At 58.5% G+C, this 25,984-nt stretch carries 22 protein-coding genes; 10 read left to right on the forward strand and 12 right to left on the reverse strand.

Annotated features, from left to right (window positions below; translation table 11 throughout):
• Positions 1 to 107: 107 nt before the first annotated feature.
• From ACT3TS_RS12970 to ACT3TS_RS13015, 10 genes are all read right to left on the reverse strand, one after another.
• Complete coding sequence (locus ACT3TS_RS12970; RefSeq protein WP_444531934.1) at positions 108 to 308, reverse strand: helix-turn-helix transcriptional regulator; 201 nt, start codon at positions 306 to 308, stop codon at positions 108 to 110.
• A gap of 167 nt (positions 309 to 475) precedes the next feature.
• Positions 476 to 916, reverse strand: coding sequence for an FAD-binding oxidoreductase (locus tag ACT3TS_RS12975; RefSeq protein WP_444531935.1), 441 nt, complete (start codon positions 914 to 916; stop codon positions 476 to 478).
• Positions 917 to 929: 13 nt separating this feature from the next.
• The gene (locus ACT3TS_RS12980) at positions 930 to 2,036 is read right to left on the reverse strand and encodes a Gfo/Idh/MocA family protein (RefSeq protein WP_444531936.1); all 1,107 of its coding nucleotides are present in this window, start codon (positions 2,034 to 2,036) and stop codon (positions 930 to 932) included.
• 49 nt (positions 2,037 to 2,085) lie between these two features.
• Positions 2,086 to 3,165, reverse strand: a complete 1,080-nt coding sequence (locus tag ACT3TS_RS12985; protein ID WP_444531937.1) for a Gfo/Idh/MocA family protein — start codon at positions 3,163 to 3,165, stop codon at positions 2,086 to 2,088.
• Complete coding sequence (locus ACT3TS_RS12990) at positions 3,162 to 4,181, reverse strand: Gfo/Idh/MocA family protein (protein ID WP_444531938.1); 1,020 nt, start codon at positions 4,179 to 4,181, stop codon at positions 3,162 to 3,164. The genes ACT3TS_RS12985 and ACT3TS_RS12990 overlap by 4 nt, the downstream gene beginning before the upstream one ends.
• A gap of 2 nt (positions 4,182 to 4,183) precedes the next feature.
• Positions 4,184 to 5,293: a Gfo/Idh/MocA family protein gene (locus tag ACT3TS_RS12995; RefSeq protein WP_444531939.1), complete on the reverse strand. Its 1,110-nt coding sequence runs from the start codon at positions 5,291 to 5,293 to the stop codon at positions 4,184 to 4,186.
• A gap of 47 nt (positions 5,294 to 5,340) precedes the next feature.
• Positions 5,341 to 6,393 (reverse strand): oligopeptide/dipeptide ABC transporter ATP-binding protein, encoded by a 1,053-nt coding sequence (locus tag ACT3TS_RS13000; protein ID WP_444531940.1) that lies wholly within the window; start codon positions 6,391 to 6,393, stop codon positions 5,341 to 5,343.
• On the reverse strand, positions 6,390 to 8,360 hold the full coding sequence (locus tag ACT3TS_RS13005) for a dipeptide/oligopeptide/nickel ABC transporter permease/ATP-binding protein (RefSeq protein WP_444531941.1): 1,971 nt from the start codon (positions 8,358 to 8,360) through the stop codon (positions 6,390 to 6,392). Before ACT3TS_RS13005 ends, ACT3TS_RS13000 begins: the two co-directional genes overlap by 4 nt.
• Positions 8,357 to 9,313, reverse strand: a complete 957-nt coding sequence (locus ACT3TS_RS13010; protein WP_444531942.1) for an ABC transporter permease — start codon at positions 9,311 to 9,313, stop codon at positions 8,357 to 8,359. The genes ACT3TS_RS13005 and ACT3TS_RS13010 overlap by 4 nt, the downstream gene beginning before the upstream one ends.
• 94 nt (positions 9,314 to 9,407) lie before the next feature.
• Complete coding sequence (locus tag ACT3TS_RS13015) at positions 9,408 to 11,033, reverse strand: ABC transporter substrate-binding protein (RefSeq protein WP_444531943.1); 1,626 nt, start codon at positions 11,031 to 11,033, stop codon at positions 9,408 to 9,410.
• Positions 11,034 to 11,294: 261 nt separating this feature from the next.
• Here ACT3TS_RS13015 and ACT3TS_RS13020 point away from each other — a divergent pair, with 261 nt between their 5' ends.
• Entirely contained in the window at positions 11,295 to 12,053 is a 759-nt protein-coding gene (locus tag ACT3TS_RS13020) for a FadR/GntR family transcriptional regulator (protein WP_444531944.1), read from the forward strand.
• A gap of 23 nt (positions 12,054 to 12,076) precedes the next feature.
• Here the strand turns inward: ACT3TS_RS13020 and ACT3TS_RS13025 are convergent, their stop codons facing one another.
• Both ACT3TS_RS13025 and ACT3TS_RS13030 read right to left on the reverse strand, forming a co-directional pair.
• A complete protein-coding gene (locus tag ACT3TS_RS13025) occupies positions 12,077 to 13,465 on the reverse strand; it encodes an FAD-binding oxidoreductase (protein WP_444531945.1) in 1,389 nt (462 codons plus the stop codon).
• A gap of 168 nt (positions 13,466 to 13,633) precedes the next feature.
• The gene (locus ACT3TS_RS13030) at positions 13,634 to 14,473 is read right to left on the reverse strand and encodes an IclR family transcriptional regulator (protein WP_444531946.1); all 840 of its coding nucleotides are present in this window, start codon (positions 14,471 to 14,473) and stop codon (positions 13,634 to 13,636) included.
• A 214-nt stretch (positions 14,474 to 14,687) separates the two neighbouring features.
• Between ACT3TS_RS13030 and ACT3TS_RS13035 the strand changes: the two genes are divergently transcribed.
• The 9 genes from ACT3TS_RS13035 to ACT3TS_RS13075 all read left to right on the forward strand — a co-directional run.
• Positions 14,688 to 15,803: a CaiB/BaiF CoA transferase family protein gene (locus ACT3TS_RS13035; protein WP_444531957.1), complete on the forward strand. Its 1,116-nt coding sequence runs from the start codon at positions 14,688 to 14,690 to the stop codon at positions 15,801 to 15,803.
• Between the two features lie 104 nt (positions 15,804 to 15,907).
• Entirely contained in the window at positions 15,908 to 17,707 is a 1,800-nt protein-coding gene (locus ACT3TS_RS13040; RefSeq protein WP_444531947.1) for a hypothetical protein, read from the forward strand.
• Between the two features lie 117 nt (positions 17,708 to 17,824).
• Positions 17,825 to 18,445, forward strand: coding sequence for a YdcF family protein (locus tag ACT3TS_RS13045; RefSeq protein WP_444531948.1), 621 nt, complete (start codon positions 17,825 to 17,827; stop codon positions 18,443 to 18,445).
• Positions 18,445 to 18,771 carry a hypothetical protein gene (locus ACT3TS_RS13050; RefSeq protein WP_444531949.1) on the forward strand — a complete coding sequence of 109 codons (327 nt, stop codon included), beginning with the start codon at positions 18,445 to 18,447 and terminating at the stop codon, positions 18,769 to 18,771. Before ACT3TS_RS13045 ends, ACT3TS_RS13050 begins: the two co-directional genes overlap by 1 nt.
• Before the next feature lie 81 nt (positions 18,772 to 18,852).
• A complete protein-coding gene (locus ACT3TS_RS13055) occupies positions 18,853 to 19,059 on the forward strand; it encodes a hypothetical protein (RefSeq protein WP_444531950.1) in 207 nt (68 codons plus the stop codon).
• A gap of 197 nt (positions 19,060 to 19,256) precedes the next feature.
• On the forward strand, positions 19,257 to 20,417 hold the full coding sequence (wecB, locus tag ACT3TS_RS13060) for a non-hydrolyzing UDP-N-acetylglucosamine 2-epimerase (RefSeq protein ID WP_444531951.1): 1,161 nt from the start codon (positions 19,257 to 19,259) through the stop codon (positions 20,415 to 20,417).
• A gap of 216 nt (positions 20,418 to 20,633) precedes the next feature.
• On the forward strand, positions 20,634 to 21,332 hold the full coding sequence (locus tag ACT3TS_RS13065; RefSeq protein WP_444531952.1) for a phosphocholine cytidylyltransferase family protein: 699 nt from the start codon (positions 20,634 to 20,636) through the stop codon (positions 21,330 to 21,332).
• Between the two features lie 134 nt (positions 21,333 to 21,466).
• A complete protein-coding gene (locus ACT3TS_RS13070) occupies positions 21,467 to 25,252 on the forward strand; it encodes a CDP-glycerol glycerophosphotransferase family protein (protein WP_444531953.1) in 3,786 nt (1,261 codons plus the stop codon).
• 153 nt (positions 25,253 to 25,405) lie between these two features.
• Positions 25,406 to 25,984: hypothetical protein (locus tag ACT3TS_RS13075; RefSeq protein ID WP_444531954.1), on the forward strand; the 579-nt coding region annotated here is incomplete at its 3' end.

Consider the following 25,984-nt stretch of genomic DNA (forward strand, 5'->3'; position numbering starts at 1 on the left):
CGAAAAACTGATGCCACCTGTTTCTGTGCGGGACAGCTCGCCAGCCAAAACGCCATTCTTGTAGACATCTGCCTGGCGGATGCGCTTGAGCTGCTGCAGCTCCGGTGTCATCGTGTCACCGACAGCCGTAGCCCAAGAACTTGGGCCGCGGCAGCCACGGCGCGCAGTGACGGATTCCCGGTTCCTGTCTCAATGGCCCGAATGGTCCGTTCTGACGTTTCAGCGAGGTTGGCCAAGTCCTCCTGCGTGAGGCCTGCTTCCTTTCGGACAGCGCGAATGCCGGCGGCTACGGTTAATACACTGTCCACGAATTCCTCCAAGCGGCAGTATTCTGCCGATTCACAAAGTCACTGACCCAATAGTGCACCAAAAGTTTCATTTCGGCAATATCCTGCCGAAATGCCGCAGATGACGTCCTCACGCACCCTACCTAACCCATAACCGGCAATAACCTGCCGGGTCGGCCCCTCAAAACCTACCCGGCCAGCACCTTGCCCGGGTTCAGTATGCCCCGGGGATCCAGCGCGTTCTTGATGGCGGCCATGACGGGAATGGCGGAGGCATGCTCCTTCACCAGCGACGCCGTCTTGCCCAGGCCGATGCCGTGCTCCCCCGTTGACGTCCCGCCCATCGACAACGCCCGCGCCACGAGCCTGTCATTGATCTCCCCGGCCGCAGCCAACGCCCCGGCATCCCCCGGCGGCAACACAAAGGCCAGGTGGAAATTTCCGTCGCCAACATGCCCCACGATCGGCGCCAGCACCCCGTGGCTGTCGGTGTCGGCCTTCGTCAGGGCGATGCATTCGGCCAGTTTGGAAATCGGCACGCAAACATCGGCGGAGCAAGTGCTGGAACCGGGCACCAGTGCAGCGCACGCCGGCACCACGCCGCTCCCTGCACCTGTCCGCCCACACATGCTTCCTGCATTGTTATCCAGTGATTTCGGATACGCGCACTTTCCTGCCCTCGCGCAGGGACAGGGAGAGCGCGTCGGCGGTGGCTATCGACGCCGCCGCCGCGCTCCCGTCGGTCAGCTTGGCAAACTCGGCCACCGGCGCTTCGCCGCGCATGAGCCCGTGGAAGTATGTCACTTCGTCTTCAATCATGCCGCGCAGCCAGAGCGAGGGCTCCATCGAGGGATTGCCGAAGAGCACCCCGCTGTCGGCCGCACCTTGGGTGTAAAAGCGGTTGCGGTCAGCGTCTTCTTCTGCGGAACGGTGAAGAAGGAACGTGTCGGTGCCTTGGCGGGTTCGCACGGTGACGCCGGTGTCCTGCATGTCGATGCGGATGGCGCCTTTTGTTCCCTCGATCAGGACATAGTGCTCCGGCCAGCGGAACGCCGAGCCGTATTCCAGGGCGGCAAAGGTATTGTTGCCAAATTCCAAGGTCATCAACAGCAGATCGTCCTCGTCACCGAAGCCCGGTCCTTGGTGTGCCACATTGCCTCCGGCCATGGTGGCCTCCACAGCCGGGCCCATGATGAACTGGACGAAATCAAGTTCATGGATGTGGTGATACAGGTGCCCTCCGGAGAGTTCGCGGCGCTTTTTCCAAGTCACTTCAGGCTGGGGTTCCTCCCAGTTGTTGCGGACCGCGCGGCAAAACACAACATCCCCGATGGTGTCATCTGCAATCATGGATTTCACCCGGCGCACCCCGCTCATGAAGTTCATCGCATGCCCCGCCATGAAAAGCACACCCGCCTGGCGGGTTGCCTCGATCATGCGCAAACAGTCGTCATATTTGAGGGCGATGGGCTTTTCGCAAAAGACAGCCTTCCCGTGCCGGGCGGCGATCAACACGGCTTCGGCGTGCGCCCAATTCGGGGAAGCGACCACCACAGCATCCACGTCATCCCTGGAGCACAGCTCCTCGATTGAGCCGCAAACCGTGGCACCGAGGATGTCCGCTGCCCGGGTGGCGTGCTCAGGGTCAAAGACAGCGCTAATGCGAGACTCCGGGAGTTTGGCCAGCGCCCGGCCAAGAGCCAGACCAAAGTAGCCGGCGCCGACCAATCCGTAGCGGGTTTCAGTCATGGTGTACCTTTCACATCAATGTAGAGCAGCATGGGGATATGGAAATGCGCTAGTGCGCGGCGGAAACCCTGACAGGTTGTCCTTGTTTCACTGAGGCATAGGCTGCTTCAATGACGGCAAAGCTCGCAGCAGCGTCCTTGAAGCCGTAGCTCGGGGTGCGTCCTGACAACAGGTCCTGCACATATTGCGTCAGCATGATGCGCAGAATGGCCACCGAGCTGGGACCTCCAACGGGCAATGCCGAGATGCCGCCAGAGGTGTCGTACCGGCTCACTTGGGGCTTGTCGTCGTCGGAGCTGGCATTGCCGTGCGAGCCGAGGATCCTGATGGTCGAAGAGACCGGCCCCAGCCCCGGGGCTGCCGGCACCCGCCCCACAGTGACGGTGGCCGTGACGGCATTCTCCAAGAGCAGAGAGACGATGGCGCAATCCTCCACACCGTTGTCACCGTGCAGCTGACTAAACAAAGTGGACGCCTCGCAGTGAACCTCCACCACCTCCAGTCCCGTCAGGAAACGGATGTAGTCCACGGGGTACAGCAGGAAATTCAGCAGTTCACCTCCCCCAGACAACGCCGGATCGACTACCAGTTCAGGTCGTTCCACCGACGTAGCAAAATGTGCGCCGCTGGCAAACCATTCGACATCCACGTGTATGGGAAGCCCCATGGTGCCGGCATCGACCCAGCGCCGCAGACGTTGCACAGCAGGAGATTCCAGCCGGTTAATCACGCTGAGGGTGCCAACTGCCACCGCCTCAGCCTGGCCCAGCTGGTCAATGTCAGCCCGGTTGGCGCCAATGGGCTTGTCAACCAGAACATGCAGTCCCGCAGCCAAGGCCCGGGCGGCCAGCGCCGCGTGGCGTGTGGGTTCACTGCACACGATGACGGCGTCCACAGCGTTCGCGTCAAGCAGGGGCTCAAGGGAATCGAAGTAGGTGATCCCCACGGCCGCAGCAGCCTTGGCACTGTCCTCCCGCATCCATGCGGGCGATGCGCCGTCTTCGGCTACACCCACCAGTTCGACATCGGCAAGCTCAGCCAGGATTTCGGCATACGGCACCGCGTGGCGGATCCCGGAGAGGAATCCGATCCGGAGTTTTGGTTTGCGGGCGGCGGATTCTGCGTTCACAGCATGGCCCCTTTCGCATGGATGGAAGGAAGAGAGAGTTCAATGGCCCGCCCGGTATCCAAGGATTGCTGGGCAACCAGCCCGGTGGCCAGGGTGGCCCGGACTTCTGCGGTCTTCACAATCGGTTCAGCGCGGCCTTGAATCAAGTCGACCCAGTGGCTCAGCTGGGCCGTCATGGCACCTTCGACGGAACTGGGTGCCGGCCTGGCGCCGTCGCTGGTCAGTCCCGGGTCGTCCTCGGTTGTGTGCGCCAAGGTGCCCTCCGAGCCGGCCAGCACTATGCGGCGCAACATGTCCGCCTGCTTGCGTAGCGAATAAGAGATCTCCAGCAGGGCCAGTGACCCGTCGTCGAATTTCACGGTCAATTGGAAGCTGTCATGCACAGGCATCTGCGCCGCATAGCTGGGAAAGGATCGGGCGAAAACCCGGACCGGGGTGCGTTGCAGCAGCCAGATGGCCAGGTCGATGCAATGGCTGCCGTTGTGGACCGGATGCCCTCCGGACTTGGCAGCGTCCAATTGCCATCCGCGCCACCCTCCGGGCCAGACATAGCCGGTGTACCAGCTGACGTGAGTGAGCCGGGGAGTCCCAATGTCACCTGCTTGCAAGGAAGCTGCGATGGTGGCGATGGAGGGTTGAAAGCGTACGGTCTGACCAACCATCAGGCTCAGGTCGCGCCCCTCCGTGGCGGCGATCATCGCATCCAGGTCGGGCAGGTTCAGGGCTGCAGGCTTTTCCACGTGAACATGTTTCCCTGCCTGCCCAGCGGCGATCGTAAAGCGTGCGTGGTCTGGTGTGGCGTTGGTGATGTCCACGGCCGTGATGGCAGGGTCCTTGAGAATCTTCTCAATGTCAGTGGTGGCGATGGCCCCTGGGTACAACGCAGCCAAGGACGCTGCCCGTTCCAGATTGGATCCGTACACGTAGGCCACTTCCACAGTCGGGATGGAGCGCAGCGCCGCGAGGTGGTCGCGGGCGATGTTGCCACTGCCAATGATGGCTACCTTGCTGCTCACGGCTAGGCACCGACCAACACGTCAGTGGAAGCCGCAGATCCAACGTTGGCCTGTGCCCGGAGGGTTTGGGCCTGCACCATGGCTTCGACCCCTGCGATGACGGCGGTGGCCGGGGAGTCGATCAACACACTGTCCTGCCCGCGCATGGCGGCAATGACTTCCTCCAACTCGCACACCACAGCCGCCTGCATCCAATACGGGCCGGTGGCGCCGGCGGCGTTGTAGGCCTGCTTCTTTTCGGCGGAGGCACGCAGCGAATCGTTGGCACGACCGGAATCAAAGATGCCCCATTGTTCGGTCGCCACTGCGTCGACATAGCGGGTGACCCAACCAGTCCTAAAGTCGGCTTCGAGGGCAGCCTCGGTGCCGGAGACCCGGAACTTCCAGTCCGGGACATGTGCGGAAGTGGAGAGTTCGTGATAGCCCACGGCCCCAGAGGCAAACTTTAGCGTGGTCTTGTGCACACTGTCCTCGATGCGTGCACCCGCTGGGCGGGGCGCGCCGGCGAGGGTGCGGATCTCAACAGGCTCACCAAAGACCCACGTCAGCAGGTCAAGTTCGTGAATTTCATGGAGCAATTCACCTCCGCTGCGGGTATGGTCGAGCTTCCACCAGTCTTCCGAACCTTCCGGGACGTGAACCAGCCGCGAACGGCTGCCGTACCCTTCCAACAACGTGCCAAGCTTTCCTGAGCGCGCCTCAAGAAAGAGGCGCTTGATGCCGGGCATGGTGCGCTCCACGTGCCCCACCAGAAGGTGGCCGTCGCTGAGGGCGGCGGCGGCCGTGACGGCCACCGCATCTTCGGCTGTGATGGCCAGCGGCTTTTCCACAAAGACGCTCTTGCCAGCTTGCAGGAACGCAATGGAGGCACTCGCGTGGGTGTGATTGGGTGTGGCAATCATGACCAGGTCAATGTCCTCGGCGCTGGCCAGCTCTGCGGGGTCGATGACGGCGCGGGCTCCTGCGCGGGCGGCCAATTCCTGCGCCGAGTCACCGTCCAGATCACAGATGGCGACGACGTCGAAGGCGTCGTTTTCCTTGCACGCCATGGCCAATGTGTTGCCGAAGAATCCGGAGCCAAGCACAGCAACACGGATGGGGGTGAAACTCATGGTAAACCTCTTTGGAAGAGTCGGGAAGTGAGAAGAAGGGGTGGTAACTAGTTGGACAGGGGCGCCCCGGAGGCACCCTCACTATCCATCGGGTGGAAGCACCGCAATGTGTGTAAGGGATCCTGGCTCAGGACACGCAGGGGCGGCATCTCTTCGGCGCACTCGGCGGTCGCCTTCCAGCACCTGGTGCGGAAGGGGCAGCCCGACGGCGGGCGCACGGCAGAGGGAACGGGCCCGTCCAGGCTGATCGGATTGATTTCGTCCAGAATGCTGGGCGTAGCTGAAAGCAGCGCTGTCGTGTACGGGTGGGCCACTCCCCCAGGTGTCAGCGCCGAGGGTACCTGTTCCACAATCCTTCCGAGGTACATGGTGGCGATGCGGTCGCTCATACGCCGCACCGTCTGAATATCATGTGAAATAAAGATCATGGCCAGATTCATCTCCTTCTGCAATTGCAGGAGGAGATTGAGAATCTGTGCCCGGACAGACACATCCAGGGCCGAGGTGGGTTCATCTGCCACCAGCAACGATGGTCCCAGGGCCAGTGCCCGGCCGATGGCCACGCGCTGACGCTGGCCACCGGACAGCTGGGTTGGCAGGGCGTCGGCGGCACTTTCCGGCAGGCCCACCAATTCCATGAGTTCACGCACACGGCGGACTCGCGAGCCGCCGTCGCCAATGCCATGGACGTCCAGGGGATCCCGCAGGATCCTCCGAATGGGCATGCGCCGGTTTAGCGCGGTGGAAGGGTCCTGAAAAATCATGCCAACATTGCGGCCGAATTCTGTACGGCGGTTCGCTGCAGACATCTCCCACAAAGACGATCCGTTGAAAAAGATCTCTCCTTCGGACGGCTTCTGCAGCCCAACAATGGTCTTGGCCATGGTCGATTTGCCGCAGCCGGACTCACCAACGATGCCAACAGTCTCGCCTGCGGAAACACTGAGATTCGCCCCTGTCAGGGCGTAGACGGTTTCCTTGCCCAACAGACTTTGACCTTTAATGGCGTGCCTGACATGGACATTCTTCAGTTCCAGAACAGGACGTTGTCCCTTCATCGGGGTGTCCATTAAGACTGCGCCGGTTTGTGCCGCGCTCATACCAGGGCCTCCATTTTCGGTGAATCAGATAATTCGATTGCTGGATGGTGGCAGGCCACCAAGTGGTCTTCCGGTGTCTGGCTGACAGGAGGTTCAACGGTTCTGCACACAGCTGTTGCCATGGGGCAGCGATCGGCGAATCGGCACCCGCTGGGGAAGTGTGCCGGGGAGGGAACTACGCCCTTGATTTGCGTCAGGTTTTCTTCACCTGCTTCCAGCGATAGCACCGCAGAGAGCAGCCCGCGGGTGTAATGGTGGGCCGGTTGACCAACGACCGCATCGATGGGCCCGGCTTCGGCCACCTGTCCGCCATACATGACCACCACTTTGTCGGCGATGCCGGACACCAGTGCCAGGTCGTGAGAGACCAGCACCAGGGCAAAACCGAGTTCGTCCTTCAGCCGAAGGAGCAACTTCATGACCTGGGCCTGAACGGTGACATCCAATGCCGTGGTGGGTTCATCGGCAACAATCAGTTTTGGTTCGCGTGACAGGGCCATGGCGATGAGGACGCGTTGGCGTTGGCCACCTGAAAGTTCGTGCGGGAAGGCCTTCAGCGTCCGGTGCGGGTCGAGATTGACCAGTTCCAGCAGTTCTTCACAGCTTCGCTTGCCGCCGCGGCGAACAAACTGGTTGAGCTGGGCTCGGATGGTCATGGCAGGGTTAAGCGAGGAGAGGGCGTCCTGGTAAATCATCGAGATTCCGTGGCCCATTTGGGCCCGCCGCTTCGAGGCCGACATCGTCAGCAGATTCTGGCCTTGGAAAAGAATGGATCCACCAATGACGGCACCGCGTGGTTCAAGGCCCATAATGGCCAGCGACGTCAGGGACTTGCCGCAACCGGATTCGCCGATCAGGCCCAGCACTTCTCCGGGGCGAACGTCGAAACTGATGCCGTTTACAACATTGACACCGTTGTGCCGCTCCGGAAAGGAAATGGTCAGATCCTGCACTTGCAGAACAGGCTGTAGTGCCGAAAAGTCCTTCAACCGGGCCTTGATGCGCGCGGCAGCCAGTTCCAGGCCGGGCAGTTCAACAGTGACCGGGGCGGCTCGAACTTCTTCCACCTCGGACTGCTCGGACTGCAGCGCCGTCGTTGCCGCCTTTGCGGCCTTCGCTGTCGGAGCTGCGAGCGCATCGGAGATGCCTTCTGAGAGAACGTTCAGCGACACGACGGTCACGAAGATCAGCAGGCCGGGGAACGTAGTGGCCCACCAGCCGCCGAGCATGAGCAATTCCTTGCCTTCGGCGATGACGCTGCCCCACGAGGCGTAGGGCTGCTGGACGCCGGCGCCGATGAAGGACAGCGACGCTTCAAAGACGATGGCATCGGCCACCAAGACGGTACAGAACACCAGGATCGGAGCCGCGCAATTGACTGCAACATGGCGGGTGATGATGAAGAATCTTTTGGCGCCAATGATTTTTTCAGCTGCCACGTAGTCCTCGCCGTACTGGTCAAGGACGTTGGCGCGGACAATCCGGGCCACCATGGGCGTGTACAGGAACCCGATGGCAGCAACCAGCACGGGAAGGTCGCGGCCGAAGACCGCCACCAAGACGGCGGCAAGCGCAATGCCGGGGAATGCCATGACAATGTCCAGGACACGCATGATGACCTCGTCCACTGCCTTGCGGCTGGTGGCGGCGATGGAGCCTATTACTGCTCCGGCCACCAAGGCCAGAAGTGTTGCCCCCAACCCGATGGCCAGGGACCATCGGGCCCCCACTGCCAACCGTGCCATCAGGTCGCGTCCCTGGCCATCGAGGCCCAACGGGTGTTCCCAACTGGGTGCCTTGTTACTGGCGATGGTCTGCAGGTTGGGATCGGCGGTAATGAGCATTGGGCCGAAAATTGCACCCATAATGACCAGCGCAAGCAAGACGACGGCGATCCAGCCGGAGACCGTCAACCTGCCAAGTTTCATGCCCGGCCGCGAGAGACGTTTTGTCAGTTGTTTCCTCATGCTGTGTGGCTCCTCAGCTTGGGGTTGGCGATCATGGACAAAATGTCGACGATCAAGTTGATGATCACGAAGCCCATGGCGATGGTAAGGACGGCGCCTTGGACGATGGCCGGCTCGTTGTTCTTCACGCCTTCGATCATGATCTGACCCATGCCCGGCAAGTTGAACATCTGTTCAATAACGACGGCGCCTCCCATCAGATACCCCACCCGAAGACCCAGGACGTTGAGTGGATTGATCAGGGCGTTGCGCAGGACGTTGCGTCCTACAACGACGACAGGGTGCAATCCGCCGCCGCGGGCGGTGCGCACGTAGTCCCGATCGAGTTCCTCCACCATTGAGGTGCGGATGATGCGGGTCATCTGGGCGGCGATGGGAAACGCCAGCGCCAGTGCCGGAAGCGTCATGCTCTGCAGCCATCCGGACACGGAGTCCCCGGGATTGATGTAGCGGCCTGAAGGAAAGATTGGGTTCTCGATGGCCAACCACTGCACCAGCAGCAGCGCGATCCAGAAGGAGGGGGCTGCGACGCCGAGCAGGGTGATGAAACGAATGAGCTGATCCACCCATCTGTCCCTGTAGATGGCAGAGACCGTGCCCAGGACAAAGGCCACCGTCAAAGCAATGAACAGACCGAGGAAGGTCAGCTGGAGTGTCAGCGGCAAGGCCGTGGCAATCATGTCCACTACGTTCTCGCCGGTGGCCAGGCTCTTTCCCAGCTGTCCTTGCACGACCATGCCCACGAAGATGAAGTATTTGACCAGGAACGGTTTGTTGAGTCCGTTTTCCTCGCGGAATTGGTCCAGCTGGTCGGCGGAGACTGGAGCATCGGCAAAAACCGCCACAGCCGGGTCGGTTTTTGAAAACTGCATGACGGTGAAGACGAACAGAATAATGCCCAGAACTAGCGGCACCAGCGAGATGACACGTTGTCCGAGCAGTCGTAAAGCCATTACCACTACGGGCTCCTTACAAAAAGAAAAGAATGGGGTCGCATGCCGGGGCCTGTCCTACGAGGCCCCGGCGGATGGACGGTGGCGCGAGCAATTACGCCGTTCGAGAGGTTTTGAGTAGGTTCACGCCTGGGATGTCCAACGCCTGCACTTCTGCAAGTTTTTTCGGGTCCCAAGCGGTGAACAGTTGCATGTGCATGATCGGGTAGATCACGGCTTCGTCGGCAATGGTGTCCAGGGCGGCATTGGTCAGAGCCTTGTGCTCTTCCGGACTTTCAGCTTCGATGGCAGCGTCGAGCTGAGCTTCCAGGGACTTGAATTCAGCTGATTGGTCCCATTTGTTCCAGGGGAGGAAAGTGTTGGAGTTGGAGTAGAACCAGCGGATGTTGAGGTCGGCGTCTGCACCGAACTGATTTGGGTTTCCGGAGAAGGTCAGTGCATCGACGGGATCGCCAGCAGCCACCTTGGAGTTGAAGGCGGCGGCTTCCTGGATGTCCAAGGTGGTGGATACGCCCACCGCTTCCCAACCCTCCTTGATGGTATTGACGGCCACCTTGGACCAGGAGATGTTTGTCGAGAGCAGGGTCACAGACAGCCCGCTCACGCCGGCCTCCGCCAACAATTCCTTGGCCTTTTCCGGGTTGTAGTCGTATTGGGTGGCGGCCTTGTTGTATTCGGGGCTGCTGGTGTGCAGGTACGACGTGGCGGGTGTGCCTTTCCCCGCGATGGACACGTCAATGAGCTTTTTGGCGTCGATGGCCATGCGCAAGGCCTGACGGACCCGCTTGTCATTGAACGGAGCCTTGCTCGTATTGAACGCCAATCCGAGCAAATTCATGCTGTCGACGCCCTCAACACTGAGCCCCTTGCCCTTGAGCTGGTCAATGTTGTCCTGTGGAATGTTGTCCGAGATCTGCACGCCGGAGACACCGGAAGTCAGCAGGCCAACCCGGGCAGACGCGTCAACGGAAACGTTCCACTGCATCGAGGCGAAGCTGGGTTTCAGCGGGCCGTTATAACCCTCATGCTTTTCAAATGAAGTGAAGGACGTGTCTTGGTGGGCTTTGACCTTGAAGGGTCCGGAGCCGACAGCGTTCTTGCCCTGCTTGAAGAAGTCCGCGTCATGCGTCTCGAACACGTGCTTGGGCAGGATCTTCACGATCGAGAAGCGTTGGACGGCAGCGCTGAAAGGGAACTTCATGGCGATCTTGACGGTGGATTCGTCCACCTTCGTGACTCCGTCAAGCCAGGACGTAAAGAAAGCATTTGTGAGGACCTTGTTGTCAGCGTCCAGCACACGAGCGAAGGAATATACGACGTCGTCTGCCGTCACCGGCTTGCCGTCGTGAAAGGTAGCCCCGGAGCGAAGCTTGACAGTCCACTCTGCCAACTTCGGATCAGCCGGCAATTCTGCTGCGAGTGCAGCGTACGGAGCCCGGGTGACGGCTTCCGCGTCCCACAAGCCTTCGTAGATGTGGTTGTGGGCAGCCATGGCGAAAGCAGAACCGGTGTTCAGCGGATCCCAGCTGCTGTTGTTGTTATAGCCAATGGCCACGTCAATGTGGTCAAGGGCGGCCGGACCGCCTGCGACGGAGCCACTGGATTTGGGACCGCCACAGGCAGCCAATCCAGCCGTAAGTGCTGCGGCTGCGCCCACAACGCCGGTGTATTTCAAGAAGGCACGGCGGTCAAGTCCACGGAGTTCGTTGTTGTCGCGCATACTTTTCCTTCGGATAGAGGAACAGGTTGTCTGAGGTGACTCTCGTCGATAGCTCAACGATGTAGGACCTATCTTTGATGATTAATGTGATTTGTGTCAAACCGATATTTGAAAAGCCCGGATTCCAGCGACCGAATCAACGAATACTGGACATCGTACGTCCGAGGACTTGAATCTAGATGTCAGACAGTGGCGGGTTGGTTGTAAGGTAAGAAGCGCTTCACCATGTGGTGATTGCGTTCGTTCTTAGAAAAGACACACATGAGCACTCATCCAGATGCTGGTGGCTGGGCCGCCTCTACAGGAGATCGCGAGTCACTGACCGACCGCCTCAAGCGGTACATCCTTGACAAACGCATGCTTTCCGGCGATCCCCTGCCCAGCGAGACTGACCTGGCGGAGATCCTCAGCGCCAGCCGCTCAAGCGTCCGAGAAGCTCTCCGCACTTTGGCAGCATTGGATATTATCGAGATCCGCCACGGGCATGGGACTTTTGTGGGCCAAATGTCCTTTGCGGGCACCATTGAAAGCCTGATCTTCAAAGGCCTGCTCAGCAGCCAAGGAGATCTTGAGGTCATTGACGATCTGATCGACCTTAGGGAAGCCTTTGACATCGCCTTGACCGACCATGTCATGGCCGGATTGGCGCAAAAAGCTGACCCTGCCATCGAGGAAACGCTGGCCGACATGGACCTGCATGCAGCAGCCAACAACGCGGCCGGGGTGGAGGCAGCAGAGAAGCGTTTCCATGAGCAGCTTCTTGGGCATGCAGGCAACAAGCTCGCCACCCAGTTGGGCACGGCCCTTTGGCAAGTTCACAACACGGTCGCCAACACCATCCGCACGCCCAGCCAGGCTGAGCTCTTGGAAACGGCCAAGATCCACCGGACGATGTATGTCATGGCACTTCACTCCCGCGGACGCCGCTACCAAGCCGCCATCCTTGACCGATACGAACCTCTTCGAGGTCAGGTTAAGAAGGTCACCGGCAGCATCAGGCAAGCCAGCGGAGAGCACTGACGCGCCAGGACCCGGCCCCGCCCCTACCCGGCCAGCACCTTGCCCGGGTTCAGGATGCCCCGGGGATCCAACGCGTTCTTGATGGCGGCCATGACGGGAATGGCGGAGGCATGTTCCTTCACCAGCGACGCCGTCTTGCCCAGGCCGATGCCGTGCTCCCCCGTCGATGTCCCGCCCATCGACAACGCCCGCGCCACCAGCCTGTCGTTGATCTCCCCGGCCGCAGCCAGCGCCCCGACGTCCCCCGGCGGCAGCACAAAGGCCAGGTGGAAGTTGCCGTCGCCAACATGCCCGACGATAGGCGCCAGCACCCCATGGCTGTCGGTGTCGGCCTTCGTCAGGGTGATGCATTCGGCCAGTCTTGAAATCGGCACGCACACATCCGTGGACCAGGTGCTGGAGCCGGGCACCAGGGCCGCGTACGACGGCAGCACGTCGTGCCGGGCCCGCCAGATCCGGTCCATGTGGCCAGGTTCGTCCGCGTAGTCCCAGCCGGTCCCGCCGTGCCGCTCCACCAGTCCGCGCACCGTGGCGGCCTGGTCGGCGATGTTCGCCGCGGAACCCTCGAACTCAAAGATCAGGGTTGGCATGACGGGAAGCCGCAGCCCGCTGTAGCGGTTGACGGCGTCGACCGTGACGTCGTCGAGCAGTTCCACCCGGGACATGGGCACCCCGGATTCAAGCGCTGCCAACACCACGGCCGTGCAGTTCTCCAGTGCGGGGAAGGAACAAATGGCCACGCCGGCCGCCTCGGGGATGCCGTAAACGCGCAGAGTGACCTCCGTCAGGATGCCGAGCGTCCCCTCGGCACCCACAAACAAATGCGTCAGGTCGTAGCCGGCCGCCGACTTCCGCGAGCGCCCCCCGGTCTTGATGACGGTTCCGTCCGCCAGGACCACCGTCAGGCCCAGAACGTTTTCCTTCATGGTCCCGAACCGGACGGCAGTCGTGCCGCTGGCACCCGTGGACGCCATACCGCCAACGCTGGCATCCACGCCCGGGCCCACAGGGAACCTGAGTCCGTGCCCGGCCAGCGCTGCATTGAGGGAGCTCTTCATGACGCCGGCCTGAACCGTGGCGTCAAGGTCGCCGACGCCAATGCACAGGATCTTATCCATCCCGGACAGGTCCAGGCAGATGGAGCCGGCCGTGCTGTTGGCCCCGCCCTCCAGCCCGGTGCCTGCGGCGATCGGCACGGCCGGCACCCCGTGGCGCGAGCAGATGGACAGGGCGGCGGACACGTCGTCGGTGCTGGTGCAATGGACGACGGCGAGGGGCAGCTCCCAGGGCAGGTGCGAGCTGTCGTGCGCCCTGGCCGAGCGGACGGCGTCGTCGGTGGACACTTTGGCCCCGAGCGCGGCCGTCAGGGCCTCGAGGACTGCGGGGACGGGGTCGGCCGGGAGGGCTGTCATGTCGGGCTTCCTTCGGGTGGCGCGGGCGGTGCTGCAGCGCAGTGCCGCGGCTTTACCGCCACGATACGCACCGGGAACGCGCTTGTCCGGCCATCGACCCGAGACGGCCACGATTCTCAGATACGAGATGCTTTGACCGCGGCAGCGGGCACCGGAGGCGCAGCAGCGTCAGCCGCTGGGACGCAGCCGGCGGGAAATCTCGGTGGCGCACCGAGTCACTTCGGGCAGCCACTGGGTGGCCAGCTCCTCCAGATGGACGGTGCGTTCCTGGACGACGCCATCGGCGGCATTGCGCGCGGCAGCGGCCGGGCTCAGCGCCGGCCGGTTGGCCACTGTCAGCGTCACGCTGGCCACGGCCAGCCCGCTCCGGTCCAGTACCGGCACGGCCAGGCTGGAGAAGCCGTCAGTGACCTCATCCTGCTCCCAGGAGAAGCCCCGCTCCCGAATTCGTTCCAGCAGCTCATTCAGCGCGGGCACCGAATGCACGCCCGTCTCGTACCTCGTCGGGAACGCCTCCGGGCCCGGGTACAGGGCGGCCAGCTGCTCCGGCGTCATGGAGGCCAGCATGGCACGGCCACTGGCTGTCAGGTGGGCGGGCAGCCTGACGCCGGGATTCGTGACGAGCGCGCTTTGCCGCCTGGCGCGCTCCTCAATGATGTAAATGACCTCGCGCCCGTGCATCACGGCAAGGTGCGCCGTGCGCTTGGTGCGCTCAACCAACTGCGCAATGGGGAAACGGGCCAGCCGATGCAGCGGCGCCTGGCGGCTGTAGCCCGTGCCCAGCTCATGCGCCGTGACACCGAGGGCATACTTGCGCTCTTCGGGCAGGTGCACCACAAAGCCGTCGTCAACCAGCGCCGCCAGCAGGTGGTAGGTGGTGGAGCGGGGCAGGTCCACGTCCCGGGCAATGGCGGCAGCCCCCACCGGCCCCGCCTGGGCAGCAACGTAGCGGAGCACTGACAGTACATTCTTGGCGGCCGGAACCTGCGGCAAATTCTGCGAAACCATGCCCCCATGATAGCCGCATGCCGTCTGTGATCACAGACTAATTGATCAGCTTTCACATCACTGCGGCGGCATTCAATGCTGTGATGGACATAACGCCTCCCGGGACTGCCGGGCCGCCACTTTCGAAGGATCGCATCCGCCATGACCCCCCGCTCCCCTCCCCGCCGCCGCAGCCGGCACCGCCGCCCTGAACCGCCCGGGATCCCTTGAGGGACTGCGCGTCCTTGACCTGTCCCGGGTGCTGGCGGGCCCGTTCTGTGCCATGATCCTGGCGGACCTGGGCGCGGAGGTCATCAAGGTTGAAAGCCCCGACGGCGACGACTCCCGTCACTTCGGCCCCTGGTACAACGGGGAATCCGCGTACTACCGGCTGTTCAACCGCAGCAAGTACGGCGTCACCATGGACCTCAAGGATGTCAAAGTGCGTGAGCAGCTGCTCGCCATGGTCCGGCGGTCCGACGTCGTCATTGAGAACTTCCGCCCCGGCGTCATGGACCGCCTGGGCCTGTCCGCCGAGACCCTCATGCAGGTGAACCCGCGGCTCGTCATTGTCAGCATCTCGGGGTTCGGCCAGGACGGACCGCTGCAAAAGGCCCCGGCCTACGACTTGATCGCGCAGGCCATGAGCGGGCTGATGTCCATCACGGGCTGGCCGGACGGGCAGGCAACCCGGGTCGGCATCAGCATCGGCGATGTCATCCCCGGCCTGTACGGTGCCATCGCGGCATTGGCCGCCATCAATGAACGCCACCACACAGGCAGGGGCCAGCACATCGACGTCGCCATGCTGGACAGCCTCGTCTCCGTGCTTGAATCCGTGGGCATGCGCGCCCTCCACGGCGAGGAGCCCGTGGCCTGCGGCAACGACCACGCCATGTCCACACCCTTCAGCACCTACCTGACCGGGCGCGGTTCCATCGCGATCGCCATTGCCGGGGACCGACTGTTCCCGCGCCTCACCGAAGCCTTGAACCGCTCCGAATGGCTTGAGGATGAACGGTTCAAGGAACAAACCCGACGCAACGAATTCCCGGTCGAATTCCGCGCCGCACTGGAGGAGGCACTGCGCCCCTTTAGCGATGATGAGGCCATCGAGCTGCTCACCGCCCACCACGTGCCGGTGGCCAAGGTCCACACCGTCAACGAAGCCCTCACCAGCGAGCATGCCGAGTACCGGGGCAACGTGGCCACGGAATCCGACGGCTTCAAAACCCTGGCCTCGCCACTGCGCCTGACCGGATCCGTGGCACCCTCCCCCGCTCCCACCTTGGGCCAGCACAATGACTTGCTGGCCGATTGGATGGAAGGCCCCGAACGCACGGGACTCTAACGCCGCGCCACGCGCCGGTTCGTGCCAGCTTTCCGGCCCCGGTAGACTGAGGAGCGACCCAAGTATGGGTGGTCCAACCCTGTCCCCTGCATTCCTGGAGCCTAATGACACCGCCCCGCAGCACCCCCGCGTCGCCCGAAGAGCCCACTCCCCCCAGCCAGCCCATGCCCACACGGCGGAACAGGCCCACCGGACAGGGCCAGGCCCGGCGCCTGAAGCGCGCACCCCAGGGACTGCTTCACACCAGGCGCCTGATCGCTGGCGGCGTTGCCACCGTGGTCGTTGCCGTGGCTGCCGTGTCGCTGGTGTTCGCCGGCATGCCGCTGCTGAACAACTTCGCCGGCGGTGCAGAAAAAACACCCACACAGGCCCCCATCGTCATCACCACACCGGCAACGCCGGAGACCTTCCCGACCTTCGAACGCCAGGACTACGTACAGCCTGAGGTCCCAGCCTCTGCAACAGAACCGATCGAAGCAACCAACATCGTTGTCGGCACTGAGAAAACAGGCAAGGTCATGCCCGAGGGCCTGGCGGGGTTATCTCTGGACACTGACCACCTTGTTGACATGCACATGGACCCGGATAAATCCAACCTTGCCGAGATTCTTGCAATGTCGGGCAACCCGGTCATCAGGTTTGGCGCCCAGGCCGTGGACCGCCGCTTCTTCTGGACGTCCACGGATGAGCCCATCCCGGACTGGGAAGTTGTGCCGGCGTACGCGAGTGACAAGCGCAAGGTCATAAAGATCACCCCCGAGGTTCTGACAAATCTCAAGAACCTATTGGATCAAGGCAACGCACGCGTCTTGATGGCGGTGGACATGGGTCACTATGACCCCGCCCGCGCAGCCGACTTCGCCAAATGGGCACATAAAATCCTCGGTGACCGCATGGTGGGCATCAGCCTCGGAAATGAGCCCAACGGCTACAACCGCGTCGAGTACAAGTACCTTGCCCTGCGACCCGCGGACTACACATTTGACGACTGGGCCAAGGAAGCAACAGCCTATGCTGACGCAATTAACGCCGCGGCTCCGGGAGTCAAGGTTGTTGGTCCTCAGGCCTACAGCGAAGTCTGGTGGAAGGGTTACTCCGCCTTGAATCTGCCGAACCAAGGTGCAATGACGTTCCACAACTACCCCCTCTCCTTCTGTGACGCCCCTGAGGGATCTGACGAGGACCAGACCATCGCCAATGCGATCTCTCGCCGACTCAGCGACTACAGCGCAGAGTACGCTGCTGCTGCCGTTGAAGCCACGGCCACAGGCGGGCATGGAATTCCAACATGGAACTCTGAAACAAACATCTCCACATGCTTTGGTCCCAACCCGATCCTCAAGACTCATGCCTCCGCCATGTGGACGCTTAACTTCGCCTTGCGTTCCGCAACAGAGGGTGTCACTCAACTGAACTTCCACGGCGGCCTGGAGGCGTGCAAGGGCGGCGCGCCGGGTTCGCCGTTGTGTGACAGCGGTGCGCACGGCAAGCCGAACGGCGTACTGACCATGCGCCCGCAATATTACGGAATCATGATGACCAACAAGCTCGGTGCGGGAGACTTCCTGCAGTCTGAGGTGGGCGGCAACGAGAACATCTACGCCTACCCCGTCAAACATGCCGATGGAACCATGAGCCTCATGGTGGTCAACCAAAATGATCCGGAAAAGGATGCGCCGGTAAACGTCTCTCTGACGCTACCCACCCAGGCCGCAACGGGCACCATGACTCAGATGTCCGGGCCGGGGCTGGCTACCCAAGACGAAACCCGCATCGACGGCATGGAATCCAGCGGCGAGCCCCTGGAAACCCAGGGCAAGATCCCCGGCTTCAACGCTGGCGACCAGAAGTTCGACATCGCCCTCAACTCAGGAACGGCAACCATCCTGAACTTCACGTTCTAGCCTCCCCAAAGGGACACGAGCAACCCACGACGGCGGCACCCAGTGCCGCCGTCGTGTCACCTCCACGCCTGTCCGCGGGCGGAGGGACCATTAATCTTCCGCCGTTAGAATGAGCCAATGCCTGCCTTGAGAAAACCCCGCAAGAAAACCGTCGTCATCGCAAGCGCGGTCCTGCTGGCACTCTTCCTGGGCTGGCTGATCGCCGCCTTCCAGCTCTTCTACAACGTCCACACATCGGCGCCCAAGCAGGCTGACGCGGTAGTGATGCTGGGCGGAGCCAGCAAGGAACGCCTGCTGGATGCCATGATGCTCCGCTTCGATCTGGACGCGCCGTACCTGGTGATCTCCAACACGCACACCCCCGGCAACGCCAGCGCCGACGACTACTGCGACACCCACAGCAACAAGGCTGTCTACGCCGATGTGGTCTGCTTCTCCCCCGACCCCATGGACACCCGCGGCGAGGCAGTGGCCCTGGCCAGCCTCGCTGCTGAATACCAGTGGAAGAACATCACAGTTTTTACCTCGAGCTACCACATTGAACGCGCCGGAACGCTGATGGGACAGTGCGTCAATGCAGACGTCACCATGATGTCAACCTCACCCCAGTTCACGCCGTGGCAGTGGTTCCGCAGGTTCGTCATTGAGACGGGCGGACTCATAGATGTGAACATGAACCCGCAATGCGAATCCCCTACCGACGTCCATGAAGCACCTGCGGTGAACCAATGGCCATAGTGAAAAAGCTGGAGAACTACAGCGACGACCACGGAAATCGAATCCTCTACGAGGGTCTGATGGAAAAAGATATCACCGTGCATTTCCGCGGTTCCAACAACACCCTGATCCTTCACAAGAAAGCATCCCTGCACGCCCTCAACGCGCAATTTGACTGTGACAACGGCACCGTTGAAATTGGCAGCAACACAGGGGTCATTCCCCTCAAAGCGTTCATTCGGATCGGCCAAGACTCCACTGTCAAGATTGGCAACAATGTCTCGAACAACTCGATGGTTAGCATCCCACCTTTGATGTCGTCGCAGGAACGGAACCAATCCGGATAGGTCCATCCACTACGCAACCATGTCTGGGCTGCGAAGCACCCCACGGCAATGGGTGGAGCGTCATTTGGGAATGACGCTTCGTTGGGATTTGGCAGCATCCTGAAGGGCAAGATTCCCAATAACTGCGTTGCCGTCGGGGCACCCGCGAAAGTGGTTCGCCGGGGCGTCGTATGGGAACGCCCGCATTTGTCACTCCGCGAACCGTTCTACAAGCCCGATGCTGACGCCATCGAAAAGTCCGACTACTGGTGCCTCACCGATGACAGCGATCTACCGGACCCGATCTGAAGCCAATCACGATGACTGCACCGACAGGACGCATTGCCTCAGTGCTCCGGACTCTACGGGTCAAGGCGTGGCGCCTGCGCCGAAGAATCTTCACTCGCAATTGACGTTGGATCCGCAGCGAACCAGTCAAGCGGCTTTCGGCTCCGCACAGTGGATTAGACTAGGGGCTGTTCATGCCCTTTTTCATTGGAGTAAGTATGCCCGTCATTATGCCGATCTACGGCACGCGTCCTGAAGCCATCAAGATGGCCCCGATTGTTGCAGCGTTGAATGCATCAACGGACTTCGAATGCGTCGTAGCGGTTACGGGCCAGCACCGAGAAATGCTCGATCAGGTTAACGAGTTGTTCGGCATCACCCCTGACTACGACCTGGACATCCTGCAGCCAGGTCAGTCACTTTCGGACATCCTCACCCGCACCATCAATGGCCTCGACAAGATCTTCGTAGTTTCCAAGCCCGACGCCGTGGTGGTCCAGGGTGACACCACCACCTCCACGGCAGGAGCCATCGCTGCATTCTACCGCGGCATCCCCGTCATTCACGCCGAGGCAGGGCTCCGCAGCCACAACTTGTTCTCACCCTTCCCCGAGGAAGCAAACCGCAAAATCACCACCCAGGTTGCGAGCCTTCACCTTGCACCCACCAGCACCAGCAAGGCCAATCTGCTGGCCGAGGGAGTCAAGGAGGAAGACATCGCGGTCACTGGCAATACGGTAATAGACGCGCTTCTGAGCACAGTTAACAGGAATATTCCTTTTACTGATCCGGCTTTGGAAGAACTTGCCACCAGCGGTCGTAAAATCCTTCTCGTGACGACTCACCGCCGCGAAAACCAGGGAGATTCCATGCGCGCCGTTGGACGCGCGCTGGCCCGCATCGCCCAGGCAGAACCCGAGTTGACGATCGTGCTGCCGGCACACAGAAATCCAGTGGTTCGAGAGGCCGTGTTGCCTGCCGTCGAGGGGCTGCCCAACGTGATGGTCACTGAGCCGCTGGCTTACGGCGAATTCACCCGCATGTTGTCCTTGGCGCATGTGGTCTTGACGGATTCCGGCGGCGTCCAGGAAGAGGCCCCCAGCCTGGGCAAACCTGTCCTAGTCATGCGAGACAATACAGAAAGGCCGGAGGCATTGGTTGCAGGCACTGTCCGGCTCATCGGGACAAACGAAGACCGCATCGTCGACGAGGTCATTCAGCTTCTCCACAACCCAGCCCACTTTGATGCCATGGCCACCGCAGTGAACCCCTACGGCGACGGCAACGCCGCTGAGCGCACCGTTGCGGCCATCGCGCAGCTCCTCGGATTCGGAGTACGTCTCCCAGACTTCGACTCGAAACATTTTTGGTCTCGATAACCCCGGTCCACAGCAATGACTATAAAGCGTCAACTCAGAACACGGAGTGTGTCTCAGACGTGGACAAATCACTCAACCCCAGCCAGCTAACAGGTTTGTCTATCGTTCAGGTAAAATTCATCTGAGAGTGGTGCCAGCGCTCGAATAAATGTGTGCCGTTTTTCTCACTGCACATGGGCGTTCACCCCGACATGACATCTAGGGAAGACGGTAAAAATGACTGTACAAGCTGTAATTCTGGCTGCTGGCATGGGGACTCGGCTGGCACGCCCCCACCCCAAGCCCATGACTGAGCTCGATGACGGGCGCACCATCATGCACCAGCAGCTGAGCAACCTGCAATCCACGTTCGGCAAGAAATTGCGCCTGTCCATCGTGGTTGGTTTCAAGATGGAACAGATCATGGAACACGTCCCAGACGTTTCTTTCGTTTACAACGAGAACTTCGACCAGACAAATACTTCCAAGAGCCTATTAAAAGCTTTGAGGAACTCACCCAAGGGCGGCGTTCTATGGATGAACGGTGATGTAGTCTTCGACCCGCAAATCCTCGAAACCTTGCGCGAACATATTAAGTCCGGCCAGTCCTTCATCACCGTCGATGTTTCTTCGGTCTCAGACGAAGAAGTGAAGTACACCGTCGACGAGGACGGTTTCATCGACCAGCTCTCCAAGCGAGTCCCCCAAGATGTTGCCCTGGGCGAAGCCGTCGGTATCAACTACGTCTCCAAAAAGGACAAGAAGAAGTTCATCAAGCGCCTGGAACAGGTCGATGAGCAGGACTACTTCGAAGGCGGCATCGAACTCACCATCAAGGACGACGGCGTACACTGGCTCCCCGTAGACATCAGCAAGTATTACGCCGTAGAAGTCGACTTTCCCGAAGACCTGGAACGCGCCAACTCCAAAATCTAGCCTTATCTTGGGCCAGACGATTTGACACAATCAAAATCCAAAGTCGAGGAATATCACAAATTCATCGAAACGTCCAATACATTCGCGCAATAACCTTTCAAGTCCTCAACCAAGAGAAAATCAGGTATAAATAAATGATCGGCTGGCAAGCGGCATATATAATTGCGCGCAAATTTGGGCAATCTAAACGCTGGCCCGCTGCGATATTTGTTTATAAAGCGATCATCCGAGCATCAAATTCAACAGACCCTCGAGTATACTATCAACTCGGAAACGCATATAACAATCATGGAGAAAAAAATCGCGCAATAGAGTCGATCAAAATCGCTGTCGAAGCAGAAAGTGGTAACAGAAACTGGCTCTATAGACTTGGTTTCCTTTTGGAACAAAATAAACAATTCGTCGAGGCTATTAGTATTTACGATCAACTCATACGCTTAGATGATAGCTTTGCCGCCTCATATAAACGCAAAAGCACATGCCTGATGGAAATTGGCAAGCATAGTGAATCAGTGAATGAACTTCGAACAGGGTTTGATCGTTGTCCTTCAAATACTGACCTTGCAGACGTACTCGCCCAGAGACTCAGAAATACCGGTCCCCGATGGCAAGAATTAGAAGTCCTGGAGACGATCTACCCTGTAGTAGAAAACGATGGTGATTGGAACAATCGGATCGCCGACGCTTATGCTTCCATGAACAAACATGAAAAGGCAGCACTTCATTACAGTCGGGCCAACAGCATACTACCTGGCAATAGTCTAACGCTATTTCAAGAAGGAAAATCTTGGATGCAATTGGGCAATGCAATTGAAGCAAAAAAAGCCTTCTCGCGCGCCATAGAGGTCGATGACAGACGAGAGTCGAAAATCTTCGGTCTGGGCGTCTTCTACCAGCACTTTGGCGCCTGGGAAGATGCTGCCCGAGCCTACGCAGAGCAGTGTGAGATCACCCCAACCAGTGCAGAGCTGCACTATAAACTGGGGCTCGCATTAGAACGTAGTTATGACTGGGAATCAGCCGCACAGGAGTATCAAGTTGCTCTGCACATAAATTCAGATCAGAGTAAATGGCTCTTTAGATTAGGCTTCGTCTATGAGCGGATGTCGCAATGGAGCAAAGCAACTGAGTGTTACAAAACAATCGTAGAACAAGAACTTTCCAAAAATGAGGAAGCGCATTACCGACTAGGTTACGTGCTTGCCAAGCTCAATAGAGCACAAGAAGCCTGTGAATCATTCATACGGATTCGATCATCGGTTGAGACGAAAAATGATGAACCCTTCCCCGTCACTAATGTACTTATTCAAAGGAGTTCTGATGAAAGTCTAGAAGCTCTGCTACGAGAACCGTGCCGCACTCGCAGTCTAATTGAAGAATTCAACGCTTCCTCGAATCACGAAATTGGCCTCTGCTATGACATTGGACTTGAACTGTACAAGGAGGGGAAATTTGAAGATGCAATATTCTATTTTGGACAAATTAATATATTCCCAGACGCGCACGGGATTGATACAAAGAGATATGGTAACGACAAGGAACTGTTCCAACAGATGCAATACACATCTTGGACGGAAACGCTACCTGTTGACGAAGGCGTTGTTTTCTACGAATCTTTTCATTCCGAATCAATAGGCTGTAATCCCCTTGCCATCTACCGTGGATTACGTGAAAGTACGAAGTACTCGCATTTAAGACACGTCTGGTCAGTTAGCCCGAAGGCGTTCATCCCGGTCGATGTCGCCTCTGACCCGAATACTGTCGTAATTTACCGGAATAGCGATGCATACCGCAGGTACTTGGCTACAGCAAAATATCTCGTAAGCAATGTATCTTTTGGGTCATGGTTCGTGCGTCGAAAGGGGCAGCTCTATCTTAATACTTGGCACGGAACGCCGCTTAAGACTCTCGGAAAAGACATTAAGTCAGGCTATCTGGAACATACGAATGTCGCCCGAAACTTTCTACAGGCGACACATGTCTTGTCTGGTAATAGTCATACCACAGAGGTGCTTACCCGAAATTATGACATATCGCATATTTGGACTGCAAAGATAGCTGAAACCGGGTACCCTCGGGTAGACCGAACGCTAAATATGAGCCTCGCCGAAAAGCAGTCAATCAAGACGAGACTGGGTATTCCGACCGAGAAACACGAGAAACTCACAATATTGTATGCCCCCACTTGGAGGGGCGGACTCAATACACGCCACTTCGATACGCAGAAGTTGATCAACGACATCACCCGTCTTCAACTTCTGGATGCAAACATTGTCTTCCAGGCTCACCATTACACTGAACATCTCCTTAAAGATGTGTGTCTAGACATAACGATGGTGCCGTCAGATATTGAATCTAATGATCTCTTGGCTGCCGTTGATATCCTTGTAACAGACTATTCAAGTATAGCCGTCGATTTCTTATCGAAGGATTGTCCCATTTTCTTCTATACTTACGATTACGACGAATATGCTTCACAGCGTGGTCTCTACTTTACCCCAGAGGAGTTGCCCGGCATTGGTTGCAGCACCATTGATCAGCTTATCGGCAGACTTCAAAAAACCATCAATGGTGAACCACTCCCGGATTCAAAAACACTTATGGAAAGATTCTGTCCTGTTGATGATGGACGGGCGACGGAACGCGCCATACAATTCTTTATGGAGTCGAGTGAAGCCGCAGTTGTTGATATTGGTTCGGGCGCAAATCGATCGATTCTCTTGCACCACAGCTTCATACCTAATGGCATTACGTCTTCGGCACAGAATCTTATAGGCAGTCTTGACCCCGAGGAATATAGCTGCACTATTGTGGTTGCAGCAGAACAAACTGCCGCCGACGATCTCAGAATCGAGAAACTTCGGGAACTCCCCGAAAATGTAGCAATCATTGGCCGCACCGGACGTCAGCTGTTTACGCCCGAGGAAAAATGGATCGTCGAGCGCCTGAATAAGCACCGTGGACTGTCCAACGAGAGACAATGGGAAGTGTACAGAAGGTCCTACGAACGAGAATTTCGACGCATATTTGGTGCGGCTCAATTCGATGCAATCGTCGAGTTTGAGGGATATTCGGTTCTTTGGGCGTCCATCCTCGGATGCGCCCGTGCTGCCTGCGAGAAATCAATCTACTTACACAATGACATGAACAGCGAATGGACTAATCGTTTTCCCTACTTGGAAAGCTTGTTTGGTCTTTACAGATTCTTCGATAATATGATCTCGGTGTCGCCAGCAATTAATTCTGAGAATTATGCCCAACTAGGAGCACGATTTGGTCTGGGAAAGAGTAGTTTTATCGACTGCATTAACCAAATAAATCCAGATCGCGTACTTGAGCTGGCCGATGAACCTTTAGATAGCGACATCAAGGCATTTATTCGTCCGGGTTCGGTTTGCCTCGCCACCATGGGGCGTTTGTCACGTGAAAAAGATCATGTGAAACTGATCAATGCTTTTGATCAGATTCGGAGGGAACTGTCGGGCTCGATCGATCTTCAATTGGTAATACTGGGTGACGGTCCGCTAAGAAACGAACTGGCAAACAAGATCTCTGAGCTATGTTTGGGCGACCATATCTTGCTGGGCGGGCTTCGCAATAATCCATTTCCGTTGTTGCGACATTCGGATGCTTTTGTACTCTCTTCCAACCACGAAGGCCAGCCAATGGTTCTCCTTGAAGCACTGGTGTTAGGTCTTCGTATCATTTCAACTGACATAATTGGCACTAGGTTCATGCTCGGTGACAATGGTGGATTGCTGGTGGATAACTCTGTCGATGGCCTTGTACTCGGAATTCGGGAATTGTGCCTTGAAAATTTAGATGCACCGGAATTCGATCGGGCGGGCTATGTGGAAAAAGCCCTTGCACAATTTGTCAAATCCGTCTTCAAAAATTCCGTTTCTTCAGGCATTATTTAATGAAACTTTATAACCAGTGCATGAATTCAAAGCACTTGGATGCCTCTTTTGCTTTTGTCGGACCAACTATCGGTTCATGACTAGTGATTTGTGTCTGCTTTATTATCGGCGCATATATTTTTCTAGGTAGAACCAATCTCTTAAGGATGTTCCATGTCTAACAATCCTAACCACTCGCTCAATCGGCTCACGGTGAGACTCACGAATCGTGCGGATCTTTCGGATGTATTTATTAAGTTCGAGGTGAAGAACGGAGTATTTACCGGCCGACTTCCAATCCTCGGGTCCTGCGTCGGAATCAGGGCGGCGATTCAAGCCGATGGATTGTTTGTCGTTGGGGCAGTTGGACTTAATCCGACTGCGACGCGTTGGCTTCATGACACTCTAGTGGTACAATCTTCCCTTACTTTCACCCCCGATGGTAGGGAAATTCAGGCAATCGAAAGCGGTGTCTCCGCTACTGATCTAGAACATAGCGTCGTAAGGACGGCAAGATACGTTCTGGAATTGCGAAAGCAAGAAGAGTCCGCCGATTTTCCACTCGGTGAGTCTATAGGTATGTACTGGTCGTCTGGAGTGTTGAACTTCGGTGACTGGGCGGGGCCTCATGTCGTCCATGCGCTGACTGGGAAACAGCCAGTACAAGGAAATCGTCCCGGAGCGAGCTCTCGAGTACTTTACACGGTTGGATCAATACTTGGCTGGATAAAGAGAAATAATGTGGACATATGG

It is taken from the genome of Specibacter sp. AOP5-B1-6 (assembly GCF_052376555.1).
Classification (GTDB): Bacteria; Actinomycetota; Actinomycetes; order Actinomycetales; family Micrococcaceae; genus Specibacter.